Raw genomic sequence first — 5216 nt, forward strand, 5'->3', positions numbered from 1 at the left:
CTCTCTTTTGGGGTATATTCAACCATGATTTAACTCCATTAGCAAAATCGTTATTGTACAGAGACAAATGCAAGTTGCAGTGATATATATTTTTCGCATAACCGCATGGAAGAGCTTAAATATTATAAGACAAAGGGCTGCAAGCAAAAATAATAAATACCAATAAAGGGACCCGAACCAGAGATAATGGAAAACACTCATACTGACGAAAATATGCATTCCCTGAGTACCGATATTTCAGAAAAGCACAGAAAATACTGATTAAATAAAACTAGTTTTGTCTAAAGAAAAAATAGGTGTACGCATAATAAATCATATAAGTTTAATAATTGTAGGGCAATAGAAAACTATATATAATAGAGATTACTCTCCGCAGGATGCAAAATAAAAAAATAAAGATAGTAAACCTTTCCTCCATGCAGTATGAGAAAGACCAGAATTAAGAGGATATCAAAGAACAATCTTATTGTGAATATTATTGCCGAAAAAACGTTTTATACAGTTACTATATATACTTTATGACAATATATATTGGATCAAAGAAAGCCTTGAATAAAAACAGCATCTGCTACAAAAATAAATTTAATGGGCAGTGAAGATACGAATGAGGTCGTAGATAAAGTATATATAGCCCAAATTTAACAGGGATAGGATAGAAAATAACAACAAGTGAAAAGAAAAATCCTGATCAGAGGAGGCCGAGATTCTTTTCCATTATCGGGTGTCAAGATGCAAAACATGTACAAGTACCTCAAAAGCGCAATTGAGGGAGTAAACAGGACAGAAAAGCAGCATGATCTGGCGGTCTTCAAAACATCTGAAGAGCTCGCCGCGAAATACGGGATTAAGTACGACGGCAAGAGTTTCGTGCCTGATGACCTGGAACTTGCGGATGCAACATTTGAAGCAGGCATCGAGCTTTTGCATACAGTTGGCGTGTACTGCAAAAGTACTGGAAAGGTTATTCAGATAGATGAAGAGGATATACTGAAATCCCTTAACATTACAAACCCCCTGGAGATAGGCCGGCTCAAAGAGAAAGTGACAGTGCCTCACAGGTACCCAATGGCATCCATCCCCCCCGTTATCATAGGTGGGCCCATGGGGGGGAGCGTTTCAGAGGAAAACTTCCTCTATATCAACCTGAGCGCAGTACTTGAGAACGTCGTGCAGGGCATCTATAGCGGTGCAATGAAGCAGTTCTGCGGGGAGTACATAAAACCAAAAAGCCCCCTGGAGCTGCTGGCGGTCCTCAAGGCTGCAAGGAATGAAAGGCTTGCTACGAAAATAGGAGGGCGTGAAGGACTGGCATTGATGGGGCCAAGCACACCCACGATCCCTACATCGTATCTCCTGGTGTCCTCTGATGAGCTTTACTCCTGCGCAGACCCTCAGGAGGTATATATGGATGACCTTAAGACCGACTACGAGACCCTGTCCAAATGCATCTACCACCAGGAACACGGCAACCATTACATATCCGGCCAGGTGCCGGTCTTTGGTGGTCCCTGCATAGGCTCGGCCGAGGGACTGGCAATAATAGATGTGGCTGAGACCCTGCAGTCAAAAGTGCTGGCACACTCGAGCATACACGGCTCAGGGGCGGTGCACGCCGAGACAGGCTCATCCTCTGCAAAGGAGATACTCTGGGCATCCAATCTTGCCTCCCTTGCCATATCCCGCAATATGAACTATTATACTGCAAGATATTACTGGAACGCTGCAGGCATCTGCACCGATATGATGTTCTACGAGACGGCAGCCCAGGCAATCGGTGATACAGTGTGTGGCAGGGACATATTACTTGGACCTGTGGGGGCACGCGGCGGAGTACCTGATCATTCATCCGGACTGGAATCCAGGTTCATGGGAGAGATAGCCCAGATGGCAACCCACCTGTCCCTTGCCGAGGCAAACCGCCTTGTGGCAAAGATCTATTCAAGATATGAGGACAAGCTGACAAACCCTCCTGCCGGCAGGACCTTCGATAAGTGCTACAGGATCAAGTCGGAGTATGATCTCGAACCCACGGAAGAGTATAATGCACTCTACAGGAAAGTGTCCTATGAGATACTGGGACATTTCCCGGGGGAGCCGGTTTAAACTGGAAAGTGAGCCATTCTGGATTCATCGGCCAAAGAATATACGCTTCATTTTTGACACTACCGTCTTCTAAGGTTCTTAGGGTGGCCGACCCCTACGACCATCAGTTTTGTTTCTACGGGGTCATACTTCCAGTCCCTGGGAGAGAAGGTCCTTTGAGTTACCCTGATCTCCAGGCTCTCTTTGCTTACCCCGCAATCACCCATATACTCCAGGATCATCCTCCGCCCAAGCTCCTTTGAGTAGCTGACTGCTTCATTGTATGTTCGGGATTCTTCCCTGCCAAGGGGAGAGAACACATAGAAGCCGGCCTCCGGCTCCGATACTGAGATCATCCTGATGATGAACTCTATTCTCTTGATGCCCTTGCCAAAGAGCGCGCCTGCAGCATTTCCCACTTCGGCATGTTCCGGGACGATGATATCGGCATCAATGACCTTGCCTAGCTCCTCACTGAGAGCCTTCACGGGACCACCCAGCAATACCACCGGGATATCGGCCCTGAATCTTGCAGGGAACTGACCGCCCACTATTTTCTCGATCCCTGATCTCTCGACACCTGGCAGCAGGAATGACATCAGGTTGAATGCCATGTTCCTGGCAACCATATTCTTGACCCCGGAACTGAATTCATACTTATCCATCCTGTTCATGCGCCCCAGTTTCTCTGCCCCGAGAACAGATGCTTCGACGTTCCATCGTGCATAGTCACCAAGAACATGAAGCGCATCCGTAGGAGTAAAACCCACCGGCTGGACCAGTCTCTTCTGGATAAGCGAATCAAGGACAATGGTGGAGGGATATTTTGCAGATTCTGCGATTATCTCGTTCAGGGGCATAGGTTCACTGCCGAGCACTTCCAGTACCGCGGTCTCGGAATCGTTCAGTTCGCAGGCCTTGAAACCGGACCTCATGAAGAACTTGGTAGGTTGCACATTCCAGTCCAACAGGTGTCTTGGAGGAGTCACATTTCTTCCCAGTTTGTCCAGAAAGGAAGGATACCTGGAAGCTGCGACACAAAGAGGGATAACTCTCCTGGGGCCTATGAATATCTTTTTTGCCCGCGTCCAGATATGGCTATCGCCACCCATGGCAGAAGTTTCCATCCTTGTTGCACGGACCCTTGTTCTCCATCCCCCGACCGTGGCACCTGCATCTGTGAGCTCAGGGATACCGTCATACACTGCCGAAACATCGGTGCTGGTCCCGCCAACGTCAATAACTGCACATGTATCACGGCCAGAAAGATAGGATGCACCCACAAGACTTGCAGCCGGGCCTGAAAAGATGGATTCCACGGGTTTTTCCAGGGCATCCTTCAGCCCGACGACACTGCCATCGCATTTCAGCATAAGTAGCTTTGCAGTGATGTTCCTGCGCTCTATCTCTTCCAGAACAGACCTGATGAAATGGTCGGATATGGGTAACAACTGAGCGTTCAGGGCGGCAGTCACAGCCCTCTCATATGCACCCAGGTCCTGGGAAAGCTCGTGCCCGCAGACCACAGGCATTCCTGTCAGTTCATGAACGATGCCACGTATCCTGTTCTCATGCTCAGGATTGCGAATGCTGAAAAAAGAAGAAACTGCAAATGCAGCAACATCTTTTCTGACCCTCCTGGCAAAATCCCTGACCTTTTCAATGTCGAGAGATTCCGTTTCCTCTCCATTGAAGTTATGGCCTCCGTCCACGGATATGATATGCCTTGCAGGAAAATCCATTTCAAGCGGATGTTCACCAACAAGTATCAGCGCGACAGGACTGCCCGTGTCTTCAAGAACTGTATTGGTCGCAAGGGTCGTTGAGACCGATACAAGGCTTACCTTTTCAAGGAACTTCTGGTCGAGATCATCAATTGCGCTCCTGATGCCTTTTATCAGGTCAGGGTAAGTTGTAAGCGCTTTGCTGGAACCTACAAAGGCACTATCAGAATCCCTTACAAGGATAGCATCCGTATATGTGCCTCCTGCATCGATCCCAAGACTGAATTGCATATTGAGGAACTCCTTTTAGGGTAGTGATGGACCGGATAACATATACAGATATCTGTTCTCAGTACTTATCATAACTGGAAAGACTAAATATTATCCTGTTCGTCATCCAGTTGTAAAAAGAATTTGTACAAAGATCGGTGGTCGGTAAGAGAATGGCTGATGCTGAGAGAAGAGAGCCTGCTGCGTCTATAAAGAATTCCATTGGCATGCAATTCATGCTCGTCCCTCCCTGTGAACCCCGGACGGATCAAAATGAGCACACTGATAAAGGAATGACCTGTGAGACACCTATTTCAAAGCCATTCTACCTTGGGAAATATCCGGTGACCCAGAAAGAGTGGGAAGAGTTGATGGACAGTGACCCTTCCTGTTTTGAAGGAAGTGACAGGCCTGTTGAGTGTGTTTCGCTGAATGATGTACAGGAGTTTGTGAGGCGCCTGAATTCAAAGGAAGGCGATGGCAAGTACCGTCTTCCGACCGAAGATGAATGGGAATATGCCTGCAGGGCAGGTACAGCCACGAGATATTCCTTTGGCGATGCTGATTCAGAATTGGATGGATACGCCTGGTATTATCGCAATTCCGAACATGGGACACATCCGGTAGGCCAGAAGAAACCGAATCCATGGGGACTGTATGATATGCACGGCAATGTATGGGAATGGTGCTATGACAGGTATTATGAGATATGTGAAAACAGTCTTGCTGATACCAGTTCCTGGGTAGCCGGCAGCATCTCCGGCCCTGTACTGCGGGGTGGAAGCTGGGTCAACTATCCTAAAAAGTGCCGGTCATCCTACCGTATCAATTTCCATCCGAACTACGGTCACTACTCGCTTGGCTTTCGTCTTCTCAGGTCAGTATAAGGCCACTTGATCAGGGAATAATAGCCCGTTTAAAAAAAAGGGTCGCCAGCGGTGATTAATCGCTGGCTGCTAGGGAAGTGATAAACTAGTTTATCACAGGGATTTCTTGTCTTAGAAGACCAGGCCCAGACCCTCGAGTTTCTTGCGTGCGCCCTCGTAGACCTGGACGTACTCGTCGGTGGGTGTTATGGTCTTGACGTCATAGCACTCCTGGAAGGTCTTGCCTTGAGGTGCGGTTGCATAGTTCTTCTCG

Annotated in this window: 4 protein-coding genes; 2 read left to right on the plus strand and 2 right to left on the minus strand. The window is 47.8% G+C overall.

Annotated features, from left to right (window positions below):
• Positions 1–729: 729 nt before the first annotated feature.
• A complete protein-coding gene (locus PV02_RS12805; RefSeq protein ID WP_256623808.1) occupies positions 730–2103 on the plus strand; it encodes a monomethylamine:corrinoid methyltransferase in 1374 nt (457 codons plus the stop codon).
• A 59-nt stretch (positions 2104–2162) separates the two neighbouring features.
• Here PV02_RS12805 and PV02_RS12810 read toward each other — a convergent pair whose 3' ends face one another.
• Positions 2163–4097, minus strand: a complete 1935-nt coding sequence (locus PV02_RS12810) for a hydantoinase/oxoprolinase family protein (protein WP_256623809.1) — start codon at positions 4095–4097, stop codon at positions 2163–2165.
• A gap of 152 nt (positions 4098–4249) precedes the next feature.
• Here PV02_RS12810 and PV02_RS12815 point away from each other — a divergent pair, with 152 nt between their 5' ends.
• Positions 4250–4963: a formylglycine-generating enzyme family protein gene (locus PV02_RS12815; RefSeq protein ID WP_256623810.1), complete on the plus strand. Its 714-nt coding sequence runs from the start codon at positions 4250–4252 to the stop codon at positions 4961–4963.
• Positions 4964–5074: 111 nt separating this feature from the next.
• Here PV02_RS12815 and PV02_RS12820 read toward each other — a convergent pair.
• Positions 5075–5216: monomethylamine:corrinoid methyltransferase (locus tag PV02_RS12820; protein ID WP_256623811.1), on the minus strand; the 142-nt coding region annotated here is incomplete at its 5' end.

Source organism: Methanolobus chelungpuianus (assembly GCF_024500045.1).
In the GTDB taxonomy this organism is placed as follows: Archaea; Halobacteriota; Methanosarcinia; order Methanosarcinales; family Methanosarcinaceae; genus Methanolobus; species Methanolobus chelungpuianus.

What these genes read in the sequence shown, in the direction of transcription:
- PV02_RS12805 (WP_256623808.1), top strand. Translation starts at nt 730, where the DNA reads ATGCAAAACATGTACAAGTACCTCAAAAGCGCAATTGAGGGAGTAAAC.
- PV02_RS12810 (WP_256623809.1), bottom strand. Translation starts at nt 4,097, where the DNA reads ATGCAATTCAGTCTTGGGATCGATGCAGGAGGCACATATACGGATGCT.
- PV02_RS12815 (WP_256623810.1), top strand. Translation starts at nt 4,250, where the DNA reads ATGGCTGATGCTGAGAGAAGAGAGCCTGCTGCGTCTATAAAGAATTCC.